17 protein-coding genes and 1 pseudogene are annotated in these 21,082 nt (G+C 35.7%); 17 read left to right on the top strand and 1 reads right to left on the bottom strand.

Annotated features, from left to right (window positions below):
• Positions 1-333: 333 nt before the first annotated feature.
• The 17 genes and pseudogenes from ilvC (at position 334) to glmS (ending at position 20,322) form a co-directional block, all read left to right on the top strand.
• The gene (gene ilvC / locus MWH28_RS02135; RefSeq protein WP_248617617.1) at positions 334-1,326 is read left to right on the top strand and encodes a ketol-acid reductoisomerase; all 993 of its coding nucleotides are present in this window, start codon (positions 334-336) and stop codon (positions 1,324-1,326) included.
• Positions 1,327-1,344: 18 nt separating this feature from the next.
• Positions 1,345-2,850, top strand: a complete 1,506-nt coding sequence (locus MWH28_RS02130) for a 2-isopropylmalate synthase (RefSeq protein WP_248617616.1) — start codon at positions 1,345-1,347, stop codon at positions 2,848-2,850.
• An 89-nt stretch (positions 2,851-2,939) separates the two neighbouring features.
• Positions 2,940-4,202: a 3-isopropylmalate dehydratase large subunit gene (gene leuC, locus MWH28_RS02125; RefSeq protein ID WP_248617615.1), complete on the top strand. Its 1,263-nt coding sequence runs from the start codon at positions 2,940-2,942 to the stop codon at positions 4,200-4,202.
• Between the two features lies 1 nt (position 4,203).
• Positions 4,204-4,698 carry a 3-isopropylmalate dehydratase small subunit gene (leuD, locus tag MWH28_RS02120; protein ID WP_248617614.1) on the top strand — a complete coding sequence of 165 codons (495 nt, stop codon included), beginning with the start codon at positions 4,204-4,206 and terminating at the stop codon, positions 4,696-4,698.
• A 131-nt stretch (positions 4,699-4,829) separates the two neighbouring features.
• Positions 4,830-5,885, top strand: coding sequence for a 3-isopropylmalate dehydrogenase (locus MWH28_RS02115; protein ID WP_248617613.1), 1,056 nt, complete (start codon positions 4,830-4,832; stop codon positions 5,883-5,885).
• A gap of 14 nt (positions 5,886-5,899) precedes the next feature.
• Positions 5,900-7,462, top strand: a complete 1,563-nt coding sequence (gene cimA, locus MWH28_RS02110) for a citramalate synthase (RefSeq protein WP_248617612.1) — start codon at positions 5,900-5,902, stop codon at positions 7,460-7,462.
• A gap of 181 nt (positions 7,463-7,643) precedes the next feature.
• Complete coding sequence (locus MWH28_RS02105) at positions 7,644-8,396, top strand: fumarylacetoacetate hydrolase family protein (protein ID WP_248617611.1); 753 nt, start codon at positions 7,644-7,646, stop codon at positions 8,394-8,396.
• A gap of 322 nt (positions 8,397-8,718) precedes the next feature.
• Positions 8,719-8,838: pseudogene (locus MWH28_RS13050) on the top strand (class I SAM-dependent methyltransferase); the annotation flags it as partial.
• 140 nt (positions 8,839-8,978) lie between these two features.
• Positions 8,979-9,941: a polyprenyl synthetase family protein gene (locus MWH28_RS02100; RefSeq protein WP_248617610.1), complete on the top strand. Its 963-nt coding sequence runs from the start codon at positions 8,979-8,981 to the stop codon at positions 9,939-9,941.
• A 106-nt stretch (positions 9,942-10,047) separates the two neighbouring features.
• Positions 10,048-11,364: an electron transport complex subunit RsxC gene (gene rsxC, locus MWH28_RS02095; RefSeq protein ID WP_248617609.1), complete on the top strand. Its 1,317-nt coding sequence runs from the start codon at positions 10,048-10,050 to the stop codon at positions 11,362-11,364.
• A 15-nt stretch (positions 11,365-11,379) separates the two neighbouring features.
• Positions 11,380-12,375 (top strand): RnfABCDGE type electron transport complex subunit D, encoded by a 996-nt coding sequence (locus MWH28_RS02090; RefSeq protein ID WP_248617608.1) that lies wholly within the window; start codon positions 11,380-11,382, stop codon positions 12,373-12,375.
• Positions 12,376-12,720: 345 nt separating this feature from the next.
• Positions 12,721-13,716 (top strand): RnfABCDGE type electron transport complex subunit D, encoded by a 996-nt coding sequence (locus MWH28_RS02085; RefSeq protein ID WP_248617607.1) that lies wholly within the window; start codon positions 12,721-12,723, stop codon positions 13,714-13,716.
• 268 nt (positions 13,717-13,984) lie between these two features.
• Entirely contained in the window at positions 13,985-15,394 is a 1,410-nt protein-coding gene (locus tag MWH28_RS02080) for an ethylbenzene dehydrogenase-related protein (RefSeq protein WP_248617606.1), read from the top strand.
• A complete protein-coding gene (locus MWH28_RS02075) occupies positions 15,395-15,883 on the top strand; it encodes a hypothetical protein (protein WP_248617605.1) in 489 nt (162 codons plus the stop codon).
• Between the two features lie 133 nt (positions 15,884-16,016).
• Positions 16,017-16,772: a diadenylate cyclase CdaA gene (gene cdaA / locus MWH28_RS02070; RefSeq protein WP_248617604.1), complete on the top strand. Its 756-nt coding sequence runs from the start codon at positions 16,017-16,019 to the stop codon at positions 16,770-16,772.
• 104 nt (positions 16,773-16,876) lie between these two features.
• Positions 16,877-18,214 carry a phosphoglucosamine mutase gene (gene glmM / locus MWH28_RS02065; protein WP_248617603.1) on the top strand — a complete coding sequence of 446 codons (1,338 nt, stop codon included), beginning with the start codon at positions 16,877-16,879 and terminating at the stop codon, positions 18,212-18,214.
• A gap of 287 nt (positions 18,215-18,501) precedes the next feature.
• Positions 18,502-20,322 (top strand): glutamine--fructose-6-phosphate transaminase (isomerizing), encoded by a 1,821-nt coding sequence (gene glmS / locus MWH28_RS02060; RefSeq protein ID WP_248617602.1) that lies wholly within the window; start codon positions 18,502-18,504, stop codon positions 20,320-20,322.
• A 138-nt stretch (positions 20,323-20,460) separates the two neighbouring features.
• Here the strand turns inward: glmS and MWH28_RS02055 are convergent, their stop codons facing one another.
• Complete coding sequence (locus tag MWH28_RS02055) at positions 20,461-20,913, bottom strand: hypothetical protein (protein ID WP_248617601.1); 453 nt, start codon at positions 20,911-20,913, stop codon at positions 20,461-20,463.
• Between the last annotated feature and the right edge of the window lie 169 nt (positions 20,914-21,082).

Below are 21,082 nucleotides of genomic sequence, written 5' to 3'. Positions count from 1 at the left end.
AAAATCTAAGAGCTGATTTTTTCATCACGAAGGGTTCGCAGAACCCGGAGGGGAAAGCAAGAAACAACTGTACAATGTACAATTTACAATGTATAGTTAAAACCCAAGTGATTAAGATTAATTAAAAATCTAAGAGCTGATTTTTTCATCACGAAGGGTTTGAAGAACCTGGAGGAATAGTGAATAGTAAGTAGTAAATTAGCTAAAATAAATTTAAAATAAAAGCTATTGATAATTTACTAATTTAAAATTAAGTAGAGTTTGTTTTTGACGCTTCTACTTGTACATTGTAAATTATCAATTGTAAATTAAAAAAAAGAGGAGTGAGTAGAAATGGTAGATATGTATTATAATGGAGATGCAGATTTAAGTTACTTAGAAGGAAAGAAGGTTGCAGTAATTGGGTATGGAAGTCAAGGGCATGCTCAAGCTCAAAATATGAGAGATGCTGGATTGGATGTAATTGTTGGACAGAGAAAGGGTGGAGCAAGCTATGAGCAGGCAGTAGCAGATGGGTTTGAACCTGTAACTGCTGCAGAAGCTGCACAACAGGCAGATGTAATTCAGATTTTACTTCCTGATGAGGTTCAAAAGAAGGTTTATGCTAATGATATTGAGCCTAATTTAGAAGCAGGAAATGCTCTTGTATTCTCACATGGGTTTAATATTCACTTTGAACAGATTAAGCCGCCGGCTGATGTAGATGTTTATATGGTAGCTCCTAAGGGGCCAGGGCATCTAGTAAGAAGAGTTTATACAGAAGGTGCTGGAGTGCCAGCTTTGATTGCAATCTATCAAGATGCAACAGGAAATGCTAAGGATTTAGCTTTGGCCCATGCTAAAGGTGTAGGTGGAACGAGAGCTGGAGTAATTGAGACTACATTTAAAGAAGAGACTGAAACTGATTTGTTTGGAGAGCAAGCTGTTTTATGTGGTGGTGCTACAGAGCTAGTTAGAGCTGGTTTTGATACATTAGTAGAAGCAGGTTATCAGCCTGAGATAGCTTATTTTGAATGTTTACATGAGTTAAAATTAATTGTTGATTTGATGTATGAAGGTGGAATTGCTACTATGAGAGATTCTATCTCTGATACTGCAGAGTATGGAGATTTGATTGCTGGTAGAAAGGTTATCAATGACAAGTCAAGAGCAGCAATGAAAGAGCTATTAACAAATATCCAAGAAGGTAAGTTTGCTAAAGATTGGTTATTAGAAAATCAAGTTGGGAGACCAGCTTACTTGAAGCGAAAAGAGATCGATGCTAATCATCAGATTGAGCAGGTTGGCAAGAAGTTAAGAGATATGATGCAGTGGATTGAGGACTAAGAAGGGAAGGTGAAGTAAATGGGAGTTAGAATTTTTGATACTACCTTGCGTGATGGTGAGCAGTCACCAGGGGTTAATTTGAATATGAAAGAAAAATTAGAGATTGCCAAGCAATTGGCAAGGCTAGGTGTTGATGTTATAGAAGCAGGATTTCCCATTGCTTCCCCAGGCGATTTTGCAGCTGTAAAGAAGATAGCCCAGGAGGTAACTGGCCCAGCGATTGCTGGGTTGGCCCGGGCTACAAAAGAAGATATTGATCGGGCTTGGGAAGCTGTTAAGGAAGCTGAAAAACCAATGATTCATACTTTTTTAGCAACATCTAAGGTTCATATGGAGTATAAATTACAGCAATCTCCTCAGGAAGTATTAGAGCGAGCAGTTGAAGCTGTGACTTATGCTAAAGATTATACAGATAATGTTGAATTTTCTGCGGAGGATGCTTTTCGTAGTGATCCTGATTTTTTATGTCAAGTTTTTGAAGGAGTAATTGAAGCTGGAGCAACGACGATTAATATTCCTGATACTGTTGGTTATGCTACTCCAGCTGAATTTGGTGGACTCATAAAATATATTAAAGATAATGTTCCTAATATAAATCAAGCTGTAATCAGCGTTCATTGTCATAATGATCTGGGATTGGCTGTGGCTAATTCTTTAGCGGCTATCCAAAATGGTGCTGAGCAAGTTGAATGTACAATTAATGGTATTGGTGAACGAGCTGGAAATACTGCTTTAGAAGAGATTGCTTTAACATTTAATACTAGATATGATTATTATGGTTTGAAGACTGATGTTAATTTAAAAGAGATTTCCCGGACTAGTAAATTAGTTAGTCGGTTAACGGGAATGGAAATTCAACCTAATAAAGCGATTGTTGGTAAGAATGCTTTTGCTCATGAATCTGGAATCCATCAGGATGGAGTAATTAAAGAACGAACGACTTATGAAATTATGGATGCTAGAACGATTGGGCTAGAGGAGAATAAGATTGTCTTAGGTAAGCATTCTGGTCGACATGCTTTTAAAGATAGATTAAAGCAGTTGGGTTATCAGTTAGAACAAGAAGAGCTCAACTCTGCGTTTAGACGCTTTAAGGAGTTAGCGGATAAGAAACAAAAGGTAACTAATCTCGACCTAGAAGCAATTATTGAAGATGAGATTAGTCAGGTTCCTGAAGTTTATGAGATCAGTTTATTACAGGTGACAAGTACTTCTGGATTGGCAACTGCTACTGTCCAAATGGAACGAGATGGTCAAAAGATCAATGAATCAGCTTGTTCTGAAGGCGGGCCAATTGATGCAGTCTATGATGCTATGAATCGAATTACTGATTTAGACTGTAAATTGATTGAGTATAAGATCGATGCTGTAACGAGTGGGAAAGATGCGTTAGGAGAGGTAGTTGTTAAATTAGAATATAATGAAAAAGTTTATATTGGTCGGGGAATCAGTACAGATGTGATAGAGGCTAGTGCTAAAGCTTATAATAATGCATTGAATAAGATATTAGTAATTAGTGACTAGTGATTGGTGATTAGTAACTAGTAATTAGAAAAATTAAAAACATTGTTTGAGTAGTGATTTTAATTTAAGATACAGAGAGGAGAATAACAATGGGAATGACGATGGTCGAAAAGATATTAGCAGCTCATGCAGGAGAAGATAAAGTAAAGCCAGGTCAGTTAGTAAATGCTAAGTTAGATTTGGTACTAGGTAATGATGTAACAACACCAGTAGCAATTAAAGAATTTGATAAAATTGGGGTTGAGGAAGTCTTTGATCAAGATCGAGTAGCAATTGTACCTGATCACTTTGCTCCTAATAAAGATATTAATTCAGCTGAACAGTGTAAGATGATTAGAGAGTTTGCTCATGATAAAGAGATTACTAATTATTTTGAGATAGGAGAGATGGGGATTGAACACTGTTTACTACCAGAGAAGGGATTAGCTTTACCTGGTGATATTGTAATTGGAGCGGATTCTCATACTTGTACCTATGGAGCTTTGGGAGCTTTGGCTACTGGAGTTGGTAGTACAGATATGGCAGCAGGAATGGCAACCGGTGAAGCTTGGTTTAAAGTACCAGAAACAATTAAATTTGTTTATAATGGTCAGCTACAAGAGTGGGTTAGTGGTAAAGATTTAATTCTTTATACTATTGGAGATATCGGTGTTGATGGAGCTTTATATAAAGCAATGGAGTTTACAGGAGAGGTAATTGAGAATTTCTCAATGGCTAATCGAATGACAATGTCTAATATGGCAATTGAGGCTGGAGGAAAGTGTGGTTTGATCGAACCAGATGAGACTACTTTAGAATATGTTAAGGATCGAGCACAACGAGATTATACAGTCTATAAGAGTGATGCAGATGCAGAGTATGCTGAGGTAATTGAGTATGATGTCAGTGAGATTGAACCTCAAGTAGCTTTTCCTCATTTACCAGAGAATACAAGAGGAATCAGTGAAGTTGGAGAGATTAAGATCGATCAATCTGTAATTGGTTCTTGTACTAATGGACGATTAGAGGATTTAAGGATAGCTGCTAAGGTCTTAGAAGGAAATAAGAAAGCTGATCATGTACGGTTAGTTATCTTCCCAGGGACACAAGAGATCTATCGTCAAGCAATGCATGAGGGATTAATTGATATCTTTTTGGATGCTGGAGCAGCAGTCAGTACTCCAACTTGTGGGCCATGTTTAGGAGGCCATATGGGTATCTTAGCTAAAGGAGAGAGAGCAATAGCTACTACTAATCGTAACTTTGTCGGGCGAATGGGACATCCAGAGAGTGAAGTTTATTTATCTAATCCAGCTGTAGCAGCAGCATCTGCGATTAAAGGTCAGATTGTTGGCCCAAAGGAGGTACTATAATATGGAGATCAAAGGTCAAGTATGGAAGTATGGCGATGATGTAGATACAGATGTAATAATTCCAGCGAGGTATTTAAATACATCTGATCCTAAGGAATTAGCAAAACATTGTATGGAAGATATAGATGAAGATTTTGTTGATAAGATGAGTAATGGAGATTTGATTGTAGCAGAGGATAACTTTGGTTGTGGAAGTTCACGTGAACATGCTCCATTAGCAATCAAAGCAGCAGGAGTTTCTTGTGTAATTGCCAACTCTTTTGCTCGAATCTTCTATCGAAATTCAATTAATATTGGTTTGCCGATCTTAGAATGTCCTGAAGCTGTAGCAGGGATTGCAGAAGGGGACCAAGTTGAGGTCGATGTCGATTCAGGATTGATTAAGAATTTGACTAAAGAAGAAGAGTATCAAGCAGCAGCTTTTCCAGAGTTTATGCAGGAGTTGATCGATGCAGGTGGATTAGTAAATTATGTAAGGGAAAAGGTGAAAGGATAAGTGCTAAATGATTTTTATAGCACTTATCGATCACGGAAAGTCCGCAGGACTTGTAGGGAAAAAGCAATAAATATCAATGATTATTACGTGATTATTAGTTAATAAATAATTAAGAGAAGGTGATGGAACCAATGAGTAAGCAAAAGATTGCAATTATCGGTGGAGATGGGATTGGTCCAGAAGTAACTAAGCAAGGGGTTAAAGTATTAGAGAAGTTGGCCCAAATTAGTGACTTAGAGTTTGAATTTGAAGACTTTGCTTTGGGAGCTGACCATTATCTAGAGACTGGTGAGTTGGTAACTGATGAAGTTAAAGCAGACTTAGAAGAATTTGATGCAATTTATTTAGGAGCTGTAGGTGATCCTCGAGTTAAACCTGGAGTTTTAGAGCATGGGATCTTATTAGATTTAAGATTTTCTTTCGATCAGTATATTAATTTAAGACCTATTAAATTGTTAGATCCTAAATTTACTCCATTAAAGGATAAAGGGCCTGAAGATATTGATCTAATGATTGTACGAGAAAATACAGAAGGTCTATATGCTGGAGTAGGAGGTTTCTTAAAAGAAGGAACTAAAGATGAGGTAGCAACTCAACAGATGATCAATACCTATAAAGGTGTAGAGCGGGTTACTCGTTATGCTTATGAGTATGCTCAAAAAAGAGATCAAGAAAAGAAGTTAACCTTATGTGATAAGAGCAATGTCTTAACCTATGCACATGATTTATGGCAGAGAGTCTTTGCTGAAGTTGGTCAAGACTTTGCTGATGTAAAACAGGATCATATGCTAGTTGATGCAATTACAATGAAGATGGTTAGAAATCCAGAAATCTTTGATGTAGTTGTAACTTGTAATATGTTTGGGGATATTATTACTGATTTAGGTGCTGAGATTCAAGGTGGAATGGGTCTTGCTGTATCAGGTAATATTAACCCAGAAGGTGTTTCAATGTTTGAACCTGTTCATGGTTCTGCTCCAGATATTGCAGGAGAGAATAAAGCCAATCCAATTGCAGCATTATTAGCAGCAGCAATGATGGTTGAAGTATTAGGTCATCCAGAAGAAGCTGATAAGATTGAGCAAGCAATCAAATTATCATTAGCAAAAAATCAAACTACTCTAGATATGGGTGGTAATTTAACTACAGATCAAGTTGGAGATTATATTTGTAGCGTTCTAGAATAGGGGGAGACAGACAGATGGTACAAATTTATGATACGACTTTACGTGATGGAACTCAACGGGAAGGAATCTCCTATTCAACAGAGGATAAGTTGAATATTACTAAAAAATTAGATCAGTTAGGGATTGATTACATTGAAGGTGGTTGGCCGGGTTCTAACCCTAAGGATATCGAATATTTTAAAAGTGTCAAAAAGTTGGATTTGAAGTCAGCTAAAATAACTGCTTTTGGTAGTACTCGTCGGGCCAACATCAAACCTGAAGATGATCAGAATCTACAGGCGATCTTGGATTCAGGGGTTGAAGTGGCTACGATATTCGGTAAAACTTGGGATTTACATGTGACTGAAGCTTTAAAGACCACTTTAGAAGAGAATTTGGAGATGATTGAAAGTTCAGTTAGATATTTAAAGGAAGAAGGATTAGAAGTTCACTTTGATGCTGAACACTTCTTTGATGGCTATCAAGCCAATTCTGATTATGCTTTACAAGTCTTAAAAGCTGCTCAAGCAGGTGGAGCAGATACTTTAGTATTATGCGATACCAATGGGGGACGGATGCCTTTTGAAATTATAAATATTATTACAGTTATTAAAGAGAAAGTAGATGTTCCTCTAGGAATTCATGCTCATAATGATGCAGAAGTGGCTGTAGCTAATTCATTAGCTGCTTATGAAATTGGGGTTGAGCATATTCAAGGGACGATTAATGGTTTTGGAGAACGGTGTGGTAATGCTAATTTATCTTCACTATTACCGAACTTGAAGCTTAAGTATGGAGTTGATTTTATAACTGATGAGCAGTTAAGGAAACTAACAGAGACTTCACGTTATATTAATGAAGTAGCTAATTTAACACCTTCAAGCCACAAACCATATGTTGGAACCAGTGCTTTTGCTCATAAGGGTGGAATTCATGTCAGTGCTATCTTAAAAGAGCCTAAGACTTATGAGCATATTAATCCTGAGTTGGTTGGTAACCAAAGGGAAGTCTTAGTCTCTGAGTTATCTGGTAAGAGCAATTTAGTTTATAAAGCTAAAGAGTTAGGAATTGATCTTGAAGAGGAAGGCACAGATTTAAGTCAAGTCTTAGCTCAGATCAAGGAATTAGAGCATCAGGGTTATTATTTTGAAGGAGCAGAAGCTTCCTTTAGGTTGTTAATCGAGCGAGCGACAGGAGCTTATGAAAAGTTATTCGATCTAGAAGGAGTTAGGATTATTACTGAAAAGACTGAAGAAGTCAATCCTAATTCAGAGGCAACGATTAAGGTAAGGGTTAATGGTCATCGAGTCCATACTGCTGCTGAAGGAGAAGGGCCAGTTAATGCTTTAGACTATGCATTAAGAAAAGCATTACTTCAATTTTACCCTGAACTAGAAGAGATTCAATTGATTGATTATAAGGTAAGGGTACTAGATGGTAATGATGGTACAGCAGCTAAGGTAAGAGTCTTGATTGAGTCTTCTGACGGTCAAGAAACCTGGGGTACAGTAGGTGCTTCCACCAATATAATCGAAGCCAGTTGGCAAGCTCTCGTAGATAGTATAGAATATGGAATAAAATTAAAACGTGACAGTTAGAATAGCAGTTGACAATTGACAATTAAAGATCAACCCCTTAAATCTAAGAGGTTTAAAAGGTTTTAACTATCAACTTTAAACTATCAATTATCAATTGAATTTTATAAAGCCAGTTCCAGTCAGATACAGCCTTGTATCTGACTTTACTTTTATCTAAAACTCTAAAATTGAGGTGAGTATGATGAAGTATGTTAGATTCAAAAAAGATGATCAGATCAGTTATGGAATTATAGAGCAGGAGCAAGTAACAACAATCCAGGGTAATATTTATGGGAATTATAGCTTGACAGATAAAACTTATCAGTTATCAGAAATTGAATTGCTAGTCCCTTGTGAGCCGAGTAAGATAGTCTGTGTTGGTTTAAATTATCTCGATCATGCCCAGGAGTTAGGAATGGAAATTCCTAAAGAGCCAGTTATCTTCTTAAAACCGACCAGTGCCTTGATTGGCCCTGGCGATAAGATTGAGTATCCTCAGATGGGCCAACAAGTTGATTATGAGGCTGAATTAGCTATTGTGATTAAGCAGGAAACAAAGGGTATTTCTGCTGCAGAAGCAAAGGATCATATTTTGGGTTATACCTGTTTTAATGATGTGACAGCTAGAGATTTACAGACAAAGGATGGGCAATGGACCCGGGCCAAATCTTTTGATACTTTTGCTCCTGTTGGCCCGGCTATTGTCAGTGATATTGAAGCGAATAACCTTGAGATTAAATTACTAAAGAATGGAGAAGTTAAGCAAAACTCGAATACAGAGCAGATGATCTTTACTGTGGAAGAGATTGTTAGCTTTATCTCTCAGGTTATGACTTTAGAAGCTGGAGATTTGATTGCTACGGGTACTCCTCCAGGGGTTGGCCCGGTAGAGGTTGGGGATCAAATAGTAGTTGAGATCGAAAGAGTTGGAAGTTTAAAAAATGTAGTTGTTTAATGCTCAGGCACCCAATGGGGTGTCTTTGATTTTTGTGTTGAAAATAATCAAATTATTAACTATTAGTAGTTATGCTGTGATACTGAGTAGACTATGTTTTATACTACTTTGCTTTTCTTTAAAATTAATTGACATCTCTATTGTACTTATGGTATTATATTAGTGGTATTTATCTATACTATGGTGCTATCTTGTAAGGGGTTTTTAGAGTTTTATTTATAATATTTGGGATAATAAAATTAAATCAATTGTGAAAGTTTTATTGTCAAATATTTAGGAATAATGAAATGGTTACACTGCTAAAAGATTATATCTTACGGAATCTTTAAAAGCCTTTCCTAATCAGGAGCACTTACGTGAAATGTTAATTGAAGATGGATTTAAAGATGTAGGTTATTTTAAACTTACGGTTGGAGTAGGTATTGCTGTCTATAAGGCATAAAATAACTGAATAGTTGGTAAAAAGAATCCATTTTTTCATAATTAGATTTCAAATAATATTAAAATTGTCATCAAATTATTGGCTTGTAGTTTAGTTATTAATTAATATATATTATTTTGAAATTAAAAGGAGTTGAAATTGTGGTTACTACGGAAAGTAAATTTAAAGCTTTAATAGATCAAGTAGATGAGTTTATAATTGAATATGCTAATTCCAGACAGGAATTAATTAATGTAGCAGTTACTGATCTAGTTAAAGCTGGTGGTAAGAGATTAAGGCCGATCTTGATGATCCTGGCTAGTGAATTTGGTGATGATCAATCTGAAAAGAAGATCAAGATTGCTTCTGGTTTGGAACTGCTTCATATGGCTACTCTAGTTCATGATGATATAATAGATGAAGCAAGTACACGCCGAGGTGAATTAACAACTCAAAATAAATTTGGAAAAGATGTTGCAGTCTTTGTTGGTGATTTTTTATTAACTAAAGCTTATAATCTTTTTTTAGAGCATTTGTCACGTAAAGCAGCATTAAAATTCAATCAAACTGTGAAGTTAATCTGTGAGGGTGAGGTTGATCAGTATGAGAGTAAATTCGATCCTGATCTAACTATCAATGGTTATTTACGCCGTATTAGACGTAAAACAGCTTTGTTATTTGCTTTTAGCACTTATGTTGGTGCATATGAAAGTGGCATTCGCAATACTACTCTTTCTAATTTATATAATTTAGGTTTGGAAATGGGAATGGCTTTTCAAATTCGAGATGATATCTTAGATTTTGTTGGAGAAAAGAGAAAAGTAGGAAAAGCTGTTGGCCAAGATTTGTTAGCAGGGATTTATACCCTTCCTATTGTTTATCTGTTAGAGTCTAAAGAGAGTAACAAACAGGTTAAGGAGATTTTAACTAAAGAATCTATTACAGAAGATGATGCTATTTTGATCTCTGAACTGGTAAAGAATACAGGAGCTCTTGCTAAAAGTCAGCAATTAGAAGAGCGGTTTTTAGATAGAGCCAAGTATCATTTAGCTCAATTACCAGGGAATGAAGCTAAACAACATTTGAATTATATTTTAGGATATCAAGTTAGTAGAGAAAAATAGAGTTTTAAACCAATTTGGTTTCAAGAATCAATTTTATAGATCATGAAGGTTAATTAGTTTAGTCAAGTTGAGTGAATTCTACAATATTAAAAGGGGAGGTAAAAAAATGGCTACACGTGGTGATTTTCAAGGAGGGATTCATCTACCTTATAATAAGGAATTAGCTAAAGATGAACCTATTACTGAGATTAGTATGCCAGAAGAAATTATTATTCCATTGTCACAGCATATTGGTGCACCTTGCGAGCCTTTAGTAGAGGTTGGAGATGAGGTTAAAGCCGGTCAAAAGATTGGTGAGAGTTCTGAGTTTGTTAGTGCACCTGTTCATGCGAGTCTTTCAGGTACTGTAAAGGCTATTGAACCAAGACCAAATGCAAGTGGTGATTCAGTTGAGAGTATTGTTATTGAGGTTGCTCAAGAGCAGGAGAGTATTTCCTATGAACAAGAAAGAAGTATAGATGAGGTAAGTGAAGAAGAGATTGTTGAGGCTGCTAGAGAAGCAGGAATTGTGGGTATGGGAGGAGCAAGTTTTCCTACTTCTGTAAAATTAAGCCCACCTGATGATAAGCCAATTGATACTGTATTGATCAACGCTTGTGAATGTGAACCTTATCTCACTTGTGACCATCGAATGATGTTAGAACAAGGGGAGGAATTAATTGCTGGAGTTAAATTATTAATGAAGGCTGTTGGAGCTGAAAAGTGTTATATTGGAATTGAGGACAATAAACCTGATGCTATTAAGAATTTAAAAGGGTTGGCTGATGATTCTAGAATTAAAATTCAATCGGTACCAACTCAATATCCTCAAGGTTCTGAAAAACATTTAATTACAACTGTATTGGGTAAAGAAGTGCCGTCAGGGGCTTTGCCTTTTGAAGTTGGAGCTTTGGTTCAAAATGTAGCTACTGCTATTGCTCTTTACGAGGCAGTTGCTTTTGGCAAACCTTCGCTAGAGAGAGTAGTAACTGTAACTGGACAGAATATTAAACAACCAGCTAACTTGTTAGTAAAAATAGGAACTCCAGTTCAACACATTGTTGATGAGTGTGGTGGATTTATTGAGAATAAAACTAAGGTTGTTGTTGGTGGGCCAATGACTGGTAATGCCCAGTCCGATTTAAATGTTCCTATTACTAAAGGAAGTAGTGGAATTATTGCTTTGCCTGAAAAGATGGTGAAAGGTAATGATGACTACATTTCTTGTATGAAGTGTGGTGCTTGTGTAGAAAATTGTCCAATGCGTCTTTATCCAAATAAAATTAGTACTTTAGTTGAAGAGAATGATTATGATGAAACTGAAAATTATTATCCTTTAGACTGTGTGGAATGCGGTATTTGTTCTTATGTTTGTCCAGCTAGACGACCTGTTGTGCAACAGATTAAGAAAGCTAAAGGAGAAATTGCAGCGAAAAAACATTAAGCGGGGTGAAAAATGATGAAAACTAAGTTATTAGTTGAAGATGGGCCACATTTACATCAAGGACTTTCAGTTTCTGATGCTATGTGGGATGTAATTATTGCTTTAGTACCTGTGACTTTAACTTCACTTGTTATTTTTGGTTTTGAGTCTGTTATGATAATTGTTTCATGTGTATTAGGTGCTTTATTAGGTGAAGCTGTGGTGAGAAAGAAAAAAGGAGAAGAAGCTCGCTTTAGTGATGGCTCTGCTATGGTTACTGGACTTATATTGGCTCTTACTTTACCTCCAACAGCATGGTGGATGGCCATTCCAAGTTATTTCATGGGAGGATTTGTTGCTACTGCAGTTTTTAGAGAGTTAATGGGAGGATTAGGTAACAACCCTTTGAATCCTGCCGTTGCGAGTCGTATTTTTCTATTAATGGCTCGTATGAGTTCTGTGTATGTAGCTCAACCTTTGGTAGAGATTAATGAAGCATTTGCACCTTATTTATATGATATAGGTTCTTTAGATGCATTTTCTAAAGCAACACCTTTGATGGTGATGGGAGGAAAGGTAGAAGAAGCAATGCCTAGTACCTTAAATCTATTTTTGCTTAATGAAGGAGGTTCACTAGGAGAGACTTCTGTGTTGGCTGTTATTATTGGTCTTTTTTATCTAGTCTATAAAGGTCATATTAAATTGCATATTCCTGTAGCAGCAGTTAGTACAGTCTTTGTATTAGCAGCTTTATTTGGACAAAATCCGATTCATCATGTTCTATCTGGTGGTTTAATCTTTGGAGCTGCTTTTATGGCTACAGATTGGGTTACTAGTCCTGTTACTGATAAGGGGAGAATTATTTTTGGAATTGGAATTGGAGCTTTGGTCGCTCTATTTAGAATACTCTTCTTTGTTCAAGAACTATGGGTTGGCGTTGGAGGAGTTGCATTTGCTATCTTGATTATGAACCTTTTAGTGCCGACTATCGATCGTATGACTGCTCGGACAGCTTATGGTAAAAATGAGTAAGGAGTCAGTTGACTTCTTAGATAGAACAAAAATTTAAATAATAATTTTTTAGATAAGAGGATTGCAATTTTTGCAATCCTCTTATCATATTGTGAGTTATTGTGAAAATAATCACTATAACCCTTTTTTGATCTAATGATTTATATAATATTTTTCCTTAAATGTATAAATAAATTAATCAAGGGCATAAATAAAATAAATGATTTAGTTGAAAGAATGATTATAATGAAGTTGAGAATTATCATCCTTTAGATTGTGTAGTATCTGTTCTGATGTCTGTTCAGTTAAAGTTATACAAGCAGATTAAGAAAACTAAAGGAAAAATATTAAGTCGGGTGAGAGATGATGAAAATTGAGTTATTAGTTGAAGATGGGCCACATTTGCATCGAGGAACTTCAGTTTCATATGCTATGCAGGATGTAATTATTGCTTTATTACCTGTAACTTTAACTTCACTTATTATCTTTGGTCTTGATTCTGTTATGATAATTGTTTCATGTGTATTAGGTGCTTTATTAGGTGAAGCTGTGGTGAGAAAGAAAAAGGGAGAAAAAATTCGCTTTAGTGATGGTTCTGCTCTGGTTACTGGACTTATATTGGCTCTTACTTTACCTCCAACAGCATGGTGGATGGCTATTCCAAGTTATTTTATGGGAGGATTTGTTGCTACTGCAGTCTTTAGAGAGTTAATGGGGGGATTAGGTAATAATCCTTTAAATCCTGCTGCTGCTAGTCGTGTTTTTCTATTAATAGCACGTATGGGTTCGGTTTATGTTGCTCCATTTTTAGTAGAAATTGATGAAGCATTTGCACCTTATTTATATGATATAGGTTCTTTAGATGCATTTTCTAAGGCAACCCCCTTGATGGTAATGGGAGAAAAGGTAGAAGCAGTAATGCCTAATTATATAGATTTATTTTTACTTAATGAAGGAGGCTCATTAGGGGAGACTTCTGTGTTAGCTGTTATTTTAGGCCTCCTTTATCTAGTTTACAAAGGTCATATTAAATTATATATTCCTGTAGCAGCTATTAGTACAGTCTTTGTATTAGCAGCTTTATTTGGACAGAATCCAATCTATCATATTTTATCTGGGGGTCTATTTTTTGGAGCTACTTTTATGGCTACAGATTGGGTTACTAGCCCTATTACAGATAAGGGTGGAATTATCTTTGGGATTGGAATTGGAGCTTTAATTGCTTTGTTTAGAATAGCTTTCTTTGCTCAAGAGCTGTGGGTTGGTGTTGGAGGAGTTGTATTTGCTATTTTGATTATGAACCTTTTAGTACCGACTATTGATCGTATGACTGCTCGAACAGCTTATGGTAAAAGTGAGTAAGAAGTTAATTTCTTAAATAGAGTCGATATTTAAATAAGAATATTTTAGATAAGAGGATTAGCAATTTTTGCAATCCTCTTATCTTTATATGTTTATTGTGAAATAAATCACTATAGTTTCAATGAGATGTATAAAGAAATTAATTAAGGAAATAAATAAGATAAGACTTAATAAATTGTAAACCTTATTATAAATGAAGTTCTACACAATGACTTTAAACTAGTAGGAGGTTTAATTACAAATTTTATCATTACATAGGAGGGAGATAATGAAGTTTAAAGGCAGTAAATTTATCGGTATACCATTGTTAATTCTTTTGAGTATAGGTCTTTTTCAAGGCTTTGCTCAAGCTGATAACCGCTACATACCGGATGAATTAAAGACAACAGTTCGCATGCAAGTTGCTTATAATGATGAAGATATATTTTTTCGTTATAATTGGGATTCGAAACATCGAGGATGGTTTCATGATTATTTAGTATATCAAGATGGGGAATGGGTTCGTTATGGTGCTCCACCGGTTGGCCCAGATAAATATGGCTTATATGAAGATAGAATGACTGTAATGATTGATGATGGTAGTGTAAAAGGGTTTGATAATTTTGGTGGTTGGTTGACTGTTCATGATGGATTGCGTGCTCTAGATACAGAAGTTTCTTCAGCCAGTGTGCAAGAAGACGAACATTTAGGGGAGAATTTGGATAGGAATGATGTTAGAAAGTTTATCCCACAATCTCGAAAGGGTGATCAATGGTGGGAAGGAGTTTGGGATGAAGCTCTTTCGCAAGAAAAATTGGATGATCTTTTAGATAAGGGGATTTTTGTTGATTTGTGGCAATGGCGTGCTCATCGTGGTAATCCTATTGGTACTGTGGATGATGGATATGTTTTGGACTATCGCCATGGAGATGATGGTCAAGGTGCATTTACTAATAACCCTTGGGATGAAGAGACTGGCCCGAAATATATGTTTGATCCAGATGAAGTAGGTTTTGCAGCATTAGATTTTGAAAAGTTGAAAAAGGGAGAGTATGATATGGATGAAATTTATTATCTCCATGAAGATTTTATGATTCCTCTTGATGAAGAGCAAATGTTTGAAGGGGCAGCTATACCTCGCAGACCCTTACAAGAACCTGAAGGTAGTCGAGCAGTAATAGATGGAGATAGTACTTGGGAAGATGATCAATATACTGTAGAAATGAGAAGGGAACTTGATACAGGTTATATAGATGATAAAGCTTTTGAAGAAGGCAAAGAATATACAATAGCTCTTGGTCTATTTAAGAATTCTAGTGGGAGTAGATGGCATTATATCTCTTATCCATATGAATTGAGGCTTGGCGCTGATGCTGATATTGAAGCGACATATATTGAAGGTGACCAGCCTGATTGGAATCAGATTGAAGAATACGAGATTCCTGTTATTTATCCAGGGCAGGTTACTTGGAGTTGGTTAACAAGTGAAGATCATGCAGGTTATGAGGAAGTCAGAAATAATGAAGTGTCAATTTGGGATATACATGAAAACCCTAAGGATATGGCTAAGGCTGCAGTAATGCTAGAAGAGCCAGCAAGACTGTTTAGACAGCCATTTGTTATTTTAGCTATGATTATTATTGTGGGAAGTATAATTCTTATAATAGCTGCAATACGTGAGATAAAGGAGCTGAATTAAATGGAGCTAGGTTTTATTCATTCCATCTTTTTTGGAGAAGATACCTTAATGCGTATATTACATATAGTAGGTTTTATAATTGCTGTAGGTGGTGTGGCCAGTATTGATTTTTTATTACTAGTATTTCATTTTAAGCCCGAACTGGGTAAGTCACTAGCAAAAGTATTTCCAATTTTCTCAGGTCAGATTTCGTTAGGTTTTATCCTCTTGAGCTTGACAGGGATTCCTTTAATCTTATCTAGACCATGGTTAAGTGAAAACTTTTATTTTCAGCTTAAATTTTTCTTTGTATTAGCTGTATTTTTAAATGGGATCTTTATAACTTATTATGCTGGCCCTCGCTTTGCTAAACTTGCTCCAAAGTGGACAGAAAGAACGGCAGAAATCAAAAGATATGAGATGATTTCTGCTGTTAGTGGAGTAATTTCTGTTACAGGCTGGTGGGGTGCTGTAATTGTTAGCCTTCTTGTGGTTCATGGTGTAGTTTAATAAAGAAGAGATTTAATATTATTTTAAAAGGCATAATCTACCCTAGTCTAGTGAGGCTAGGGTTTTTTAATTGTAACTAATTATTAAATGATTAAAGTATGGTATACTATAAGTAAAAAGGAGAAGGAGTAAAATGACAGAACTTAATTTATTAATGATTGTTGATATTATAGTAACTGTTCTGATTAGTTATAAAGTCTTTACTTTAATTAAAGAAACTAGGGCAATTCAGTTGCTTAAGGGTATTTTGGTCTTGTTTTTGATTAATTACATAAGTAGGCAGTTAGGGTTTTTAGTTCTTAATATGGTACTAGAGCAGTTGAGAACAGTAGCTTTAATTGCTCTACCTGTTGTGTTTCAACCAGAATTAAGAAGGGCATTAGAACAGATAGGTAGAGGCAAGTTATTTAAATATTGGACTAGTCGTAATACATTTAAAGTTGAACTTGATAAGTTGGTGGCTGCTGTAATTAGATTAAGTAAGAGTCAGATAGGTGGCCTGATCGTTCTTAAACGAGAGACTGGCTTAAGGGAGATCATTGATACTGGTGTTAAATTGGATGCTATTTTATCGACGGAATTATTAGTAAATATTTTCATTCCGAAAAGTCCTTTACATGATGGAGCAGTAATCGTTGATCAAGGCAGAATTGTAGCAGCTAATTGTTTATTGCCTTTGACTGAGAATAAGAAGATAAGCCAAAGTTTGGGGACTAGACATCGAGCAGCAGTAGGGATCAGTGAAGAGACTGATGCTTTAGTGATAATTGTATCAGAAGAAACTGGGGTTATTTCAACTGCATTTGCAGGCAAATTGAAGTATAATCTAGATGAGTTTGATCTAAAGGAAGAGTTATTTGTAAAATTTAGGGAAGATAAGGATGATTGATTGACAATCAAGAGTCTGATGACATATAATTAAGTGAGCATTAATTAGATTTAATTGATGCTTTATTTTGAGGATAGATATAATTAATGGTGAGGAGTGAAAAGATGGGAGAATTATTTGGTACTGATGGTGTACGTGGCGAAGTGAATCAATTTTTAACTGCTGAAATGGCTTTTAAGCTAGGTAAAGCAGGGGCTTATTATCTAACGCAAGATTGTAGTGAGGCTAAGATATTGGTTGGCAAGGATACTCGTGTTTCTGGGGATTTGCTTGAGGCTGCTTTAATAGCAGGGATTAGTTCATTGGGGGTTGATGTGATCAAGGTAGGAGTTGTTCCAACTCCAGCTGTTGCTTATTTGACTGCTCAAGAAGATGTTGTAGCAGGCATTATGATTTCAGCTTCCCATAATCCTGTTCAAGATAATGGAATTAAATTCTTTAATCAAGATGGATTTAAATTGACTGATCAGCAGGAAGGTGAGATTGAAGAGCTTTATTTTAATCGAGTAGATCAATTGCCATTGGCTGCTGGTGATCAGGTTGGACAAGTAACAGAAGGCTATCAACTTGTAAATAGTTATCTTAATCACTTAAAAGGAACTGTCAATTCTGATCTTTCTAACTTAAAGATTGTAGTTGATTGTGCTAATGGAGCAGCATATCAGCTGACACCTCAAATATTATCTGAGCTAGGGGCAGAAGTGATTGCAATTAATGACCAACCGACTGGCTTTAATATTAATCGAGATTGTGGCTCTACCTATCCTGAAGTAATTAAAGAAGCAGTTATTAATCATCAAGCAGATTTAGGAATTGCTCATGATGGTGATGCTGATCGTTTAATTGCTGTTGATGGAGCAGGTAAATTAGTTGATGGTGATTATATTTTAACAATCTGTGGGCGATATCTGTTAGATCAAGGGGAGTTGGCCCGTAATACAATAGTAGTTACTAAATATAGTAATCTTGGCTTGCACCAAGCAATTAAAGAAGAGAATGGCCAAGTTGAAGTTACTAAGAACGGTGATCGTTATGTTTTAGCAAAGATGAGAGAAAAAGGATATAATTTAGGTGGAGAAAAGTCAGGGCATATTATTTTTGCAGATTATAATACTACTGGTGATGGATTATTGACAGCATTACAGTTAATTGAAGTGATTGTAGAGAGTGGAAAACCATTGGCTGAATTAAGAGAACAGATGACTGCTTTTCCACAGTTATTAGTCAATGTTGAAGTTGAGAGTAAAGATTGGGAAGAGAATCAAAAAATTAGCAAAGCAATCACAGAGGCTGAAGAAGTTTTAGGTACTGATGGTAGGATTTTTGTAAGAGCTTCAGGAACAGAACCTGTAATTAGAGTGATGGTTGAAGGGCAAGATAAAGATGAACTAGAAAGATTGGCTGATCAAGTAGCAGAGGTGATTGAGGAAGAGCTTAACTAATGTACAATTGATAATTGATAATTGACAATTAAGGTCAAGAAATAAAATTTCTTTTAAAGGTTTTAATTGTAGATTGTAAATTGTACATTGTTAATTATAATTACAGCGCCCGGACTCATTATGAGTTGACGAGGAAGGGGGAGAATCGAGATAATCGGCGGATGCCCCTGAGGCTACTTCTAGCTATAGCCTCCCTAAACTAAACCTTTAAATTATCTGAGTGATCAGGTAGACAGAGAGGTTTAGTATAGCTAGCTAAATTTAAATTTGATGGAGGTTTAATATATATGTGCGGAATTGTGGGGTATATTGGAAATAAAGAAGCTACACCTATTTTATTGGAAGGATTGAAGAAATTAGAGTACCGCGGTTACGATTCAGCTGGAATTTCGCTATATGATCAGGGCCAAATTGAAACGGTCAAGACTGTTGGTAAGCTAACTGAACTAGAAGAGTTGGTTCAACAAAAGGAGCCAAGTGGTAAGCTTGGGATTGGTCATACTAGATGGGCTACTCATGGTAAGCCATCTACTCCTAACTCTCATCCTCACACCAGTTCTAATGATGAGTTTGTAGTAGTTCATAATGGAATCATAGAAAATTATTCTACTCTAAGATCGGAATTAAAGGAAAAGGGCTACCAATTTAGCTCTCAAACTGATACAGAGGTTATCCCTCATTTATTGACAGAATACTATAATGGGAATTTAGAAGAGGCGGTTAGAAAGGTAACTGAGAAGTTAGAAGGAGCTTATGCTCTACTTATCTTGGCTAAAGGTGAGCCAGATAAGTTGGTTGCTGTTCGTGAAGATAGTCCATTAATTGTAGGACTAGCTGATGATGAATATTTTGTTGCCTCTGATATTCCAGCGATCTTAAAGCATACTGAAAAAGTTTATATTTTAGAAGATGGAGAGATGGCTACGATTAGTAGAGGTGGAGTTAAATTATCAACTGTGGATGGTAAGTCGGTTGATAAAGAGGTTTTTACGGTTGATTGGGATCCTGGCATGGCAGAAAAGGCTGGTTTTGAGCATTTTATGTTAAAAGAGATTCATGAGCAGCCCGAAGCATTGCGTAAAGCAATTGCAGGCAGATTAAATCAAGCTGATGTCCATCTTGATGAAGTAGGATTAACTTCTGAAGAGGTTAGAGAGTATAATAAGATTTATATTGTAGCTTGTGGAACTGCCTATCATTCTGGATTGGTTGGGAAACATGCTTTAGAGAAATTAGCTCAAATTCCAGTGGAAGTTGATGTTGCTTCTGAGTTTAGATATCGAGATCCATTAGTTGATCAGAACACTTTAGTAATTGTGGTCAGTCAATCAGGAGAAACTGCTGATACCTTAGCAGCTTTGCGAGAGGCACAAGATAAAGGTGCTAGAGTAATTGCTATTTGTAATACTGTAGGGAGTACTATTCCTCGCGAAGCAGATGATGTTGTGTATATTCATGCTGGTCCAGAGATTGCTGTTGCTTCTACCAAAGCTTATTTAACAATGTTGATTGCTTTTTATATGTTAGCGATCTATTTTGCTCGGGCCAAAGGTTTATTAGCTACTGAGCGGAGTGAAGAGTTGATCTCTGCTTTAAAAGAGCTACCAGATCAGGTGGCAAAAATTATTGAGCAGAGTGAAGAAGAGATAGCTCAGTTAGCTACAGAATATCTAAAGCAAGAGAATGCCTTCTTTATTGGGCGGAGTATTGATTATGCTGTAGCTTTAGAAGGCTCATTAAAGTTAAAAGAGATCTCTTATATCCATGCTGAAGCATATCCAGCAGGGGAGTTAAAGCATGGTACTTTAGCGTTGATTGAAGAAGGTATTCCAGTCATTGCTTTAGCTACTCAAAAGTCAGTAATCGAGAAGACTTTAAGTAATATCAAAGAGGTTAAAGCTCGCGGAGGAGTTATAACTGGGATTACTGCTAATGGAGTAGATGAGGAAGAATTTGATTATTCAATCAAGATCCCTGAAACTGATGAGCTGTTGACTTCAATTTTGACGGTGATCCCGTTACAATTATTAGCTTATTATGTAGCTGTAGAAAGAGATTGTGATGTTGATCAACCGAGGAATTTAGCTAAAAGTGTGACGGTAGAGTAAGAGTTTAAGTTTAAGGTTAAGGATAAGTAAAAGATTATGGTTCAAATAAAAAGCACCCCTAGGGGTGCTTTTTGTTTTTTTATGGGTTACTCAAACTCAAACTTAGCCTTAAGCTGAAGTTACTTTCAAGTAACTTCATTAATTAATATCAACGATCAACCACTGTTCAGTTTCAGAATCAAAATTGAAAATATATTCTACTTCTTCTTCGCGTTCAAAACTTAATCCATTGGTATATTCAATATATTTTTGTAATGTAGTTGTATAACTAGATTCTTCTTCTTCAAATTCGACTGTAGGCTCTTTTGTATCAATTTGAATCTTTTCTATTCTATCATTGTTGGGAAATCTTCCTTCGAGATCATCATAAGTCTCTACAATTTCAGTACCATGTTCATTAGTCTTTTTATTTTTATATTCTTCAGAAAAAAATGCTAGATAGCCTTCTAGGTCATTATCTTCTATAGTTGAAAATAATTGGCCCATCTGTTCTTTGATTTCTTCTTCAGAAGAGCTGTTATTAGCTAGAGCTATTGAATAAATATTTGTAATAACTAAGAGGACTAGCAGTAGATATAAACTTTTCTTCAATTAGTTTCACTCCTTTTTAATTGGGTTTCATTAAATAAATTCTGTTTAATTTGAAAATCTCCTTGTTATTAGTTAAAATAAATTATATAAAATCTCAAATAAAAACAGGATTAAAAATAATTTTATAGAATTGAATAAATATACATAATATATAAATTAAGGAGAGTTA

It is taken from the genome of Natroniella sulfidigena, from assembly GCF_023223645.1.
Classification (GTDB): Bacteria; Bacillota; Halanaerobiia; order Halobacteroidales; family Halobacteroidaceae; genus Natroniella; species Natroniella sulfidigena.
This window is presented reverse-complemented; position numbering and strand designations above follow the sequence as displayed.